The 2,052-nt window shown below is 44.1% G+C and carries 4 protein-coding genes; all 4 read right to left on the bottom strand.

Going from position 1 to position 2,052, the window contains the following annotated elements:
- Positions 1–329: 329 nt before the first annotated feature.
- The 4 genes from DP117_RS34115 to DP117_RS34100 all read right to left on the bottom strand — a co-directional run bounded on the left by DP117_RS34115 (position 330) and on the right by DP117_RS34100 (position 2,017).
- Positions 330–626, bottom strand: a complete 297-nt coding sequence (locus DP117_RS34115) for a hypothetical protein (RefSeq protein ID WP_169222570.1) — start codon at positions 624–626, stop codon at positions 330–332.
- Positions 627–675: 49 nt separating this feature from the next.
- Positions 676–1,071: a hypothetical protein gene (locus DP117_RS34110; protein ID WP_169222569.1), complete on the bottom strand. Its 396-nt coding sequence runs from the start codon at positions 1,069–1,071 to the stop codon at positions 676–678.
- A 242-nt stretch (positions 1,072–1,313) separates the two neighbouring features.
- Complete coding sequence (locus DP117_RS34105) at positions 1,314–1,655, bottom strand: XisI protein (RefSeq protein WP_169222568.1); 342 nt, start codon at positions 1,653–1,655, stop codon at positions 1,314–1,316.
- Positions 1,637–2,017 (bottom strand): element excision factor XisH family protein, encoded by a 381-nt coding sequence (locus DP117_RS34100; protein WP_169222567.1) that lies wholly within the window; start codon positions 2,015–2,017, stop codon positions 1,637–1,639. Before DP117_RS34100 ends, DP117_RS34105 begins: the two co-directional genes overlap by 19 nt.
- Positions 2,018–2,052: the final 35 nt, after the last annotated feature.

Genomic DNA, 2,052 nt, shown 5'->3' with positions numbered 1-2,052 from the left:
ACGAGTAGACATTGTTAGTGGTTGTCCATTTTTGTCTATGAAAAATGAAGCGGCGGGGATGCCGACTTGAGCGGTCTGGCACCAGACCCCAAGACGAGCCACTGCTGCTTTGAGGGTTTCCCGACAGCCAGGCATGTGGCGTCCGCACTGGCTCCTCCGTAGGCGACTGGCGGAACGCGCAGCGAGACCGGAGGTCTTCCCCGAAGGGTTACCAGTTATCAGTTATCAGTTATCAGTTATCAGTTATCAATTGCTTGTTCACTGTGTACTATTTACTGTGTACTGTGTACTGTGTACTGTTCACTGGTCACTGATAACTGTTCACTGATTTAGTAACGCCTTGCGCTACGTATCGCCCGATTCAGTTCTCGTTCCAAGTCGTTGATTTCTTCTCTTTCCTGGCGACTTATACGTCCATCTCTCAAAGCCCGTCTTTTTGCTGCTTGAAGTCTTACTTGAATTTGTTGTATGTCTCGACTCTCTTGGCGACTAACACTTCTGACAATATTAGGCGGCGGTGAATAAACTCTACGATAATAGATATCACCAGCGAAGGCAGATGTAGGCAAGAAAACTGTAGCAGCACAGATAGCAGCAAAAGTAAAGTGTTGCCGATTAATCTTCATAAAAAATAAACCTCTTTGTGTTGTATTTACGTTAAAGGTCATGACAAAACTATTGACCTGTAGAAGGTTTTTCTGGAGGACGAGGTGGAATTCCCAAGGCTTCCTTCAACTGTTCTTCAGTCACACCCAGCTTTGTAGCTGCACCTTTGATATCAAGACGACGACGAGGACGACCCTCAGATGACTGATTTGGTGGTGGTGGTTGAGTTGGCACCCCCAAGGCTTCCTTCAACTGTGCTTCAGTCACTCCCAGTTTTTGGGCAGCTGCTGCAAAATTTGGGCGGCGTCGTTTTCCCTTCGGTGGTTTTTGTTCCCCGCTAGGTTGCGATGAATCTTGTGCTACCAAGTCGGGCTGATTGGCTGTTGTATGATTTGTATTAACCAAAACACCAGCTCCAATGACAAGCGGCATGGCAAATACAGCTAACAACTGACGAATTTTCATAAACAATTAGCTTCTTGATGTTGGAGGTATTGAGATGTCTATGGTTTTAATTACACCAACCCAACATGACAGCTTGCCCCTTGTCTGAATTACAATTTTGTAATTTGAAGTCAGTATCGTTTCAATCACCCGGTAGGCAGTGATTACCAATCGTCACGTTCATAATCCAACTTCAAACTTCTTTCTTCTATCTTCTTTTTTCGTTCAAATCGCGCTTGTTTGAAAAGTTAGCGAATTGCTCTTCAAGTAATTGCATAACCAGTGTAGAGTCTTAACTCCGGTGGACGAAATCCAAGTACGATATGCTCTTTAGGAATTCCAGCCCGTTCTAAATCTGCGGCAATGCCTTCTTCAGTTCCATCGCGTTGAATCCAGATTTTACCATCAATGATGTCAATATGAACCAGACAGCCATGAATGCGGCGATCGCCATCCCAACCCACATCCATCCACAAATAGCGATCGCGCGTTCGATCAAACACAACTTCCGGTTGAATATCCGCATAGGAATAGGGCAAAGAAGCGTATTCACTTAAGATAGTTTCAACCACCTGGCGATAGTGGTCTAACTGGGTATAATCCATTGTCTGATAACCTCCTGTTTTGGATCAAAGCAAATCAGCCTTAAACGGCGATTTTTCAGCAACAGTTTGCCAATGGGTTCTTCAAACAAATCATCAAAAACACTGCTAGGTACTGCAAGATATAACGCTCGCTCTGGCTCCAGTTCAGTTAATATATCCTGATACAAGATATACTGACCCAATGCTTTTTCTAAATCATCAACATCTGATCTGCCGGTAAAACTTTTAATCTCAACTGCAATCTTACATTCTGCTTTCTGCGCTGCCAACAATTGCTTAGCACCCAGATCAATATACAAGTCTTTTTTACCAAACTTAAGAGTCAGTGGGTCATGAGTAATTGCAGGGTTAGCGCGTCTCAAACCCTATTGACAAGGGGACTTGATTGAATTATGAG

The sequence above is a fragment of the Brasilonema sp. UFV-L1 genome (assembly GCF_012912105.1).
In the GTDB taxonomy this organism is placed as follows: Bacteria; Cyanobacteriota; Cyanobacteriia; order Cyanobacteriales; family Nostocaceae; genus Brasilonema.
This window is presented reverse-complemented; position numbering and strand designations above follow the sequence as displayed.